The sequence below is a fragment of the Halalkalibacter lacteus genome (assembly GCF_036663595.1).
Lineage (GTDB): Bacteria > Bacillota > Bacilli > Bacillales > Bacillaceae_D > Halalkalibacter > Halalkalibacter lacteus.
On record NZ_JAWRVL010000457.1, the window covers coordinates 1 to 236 of the forward strand.

Below are 236 nucleotides of genomic sequence, written 5' to 3' on the forward strand. Positions count from 1 at the left end.
CTCGGGCGTCTGGCCGGCGCTCGCTTCGGTCGCACGATCCAGGCCATCCGCGACAACGAGGTGCGCATGGAAGCGCTCGGCTATCCGGTGTTCCGCTATCGCCTCGTCTGTTTCGTGCTTGGCGGCGCTCTGGCCGGGCTCGCCGGCGCGCTGCTCGCCAACCTGACTGGGCTGGCCAGTCCCAACCTGTTGCAGTGGACGCAATCGGGAACATTGCTGGCCATGCTCATCATCGG

At 66.9% G+C, this 236-nt stretch carries 1 protein-coding gene; it reads left to right on the forward strand.

What is annotated here, in order from left to right:
• Window positions 1–236: ABC transporter permease subunit (locus SAZ04_RS23010; RefSeq protein WP_431309060.1), on the forward strand; the 236-nt coding region annotated here is incomplete at both ends.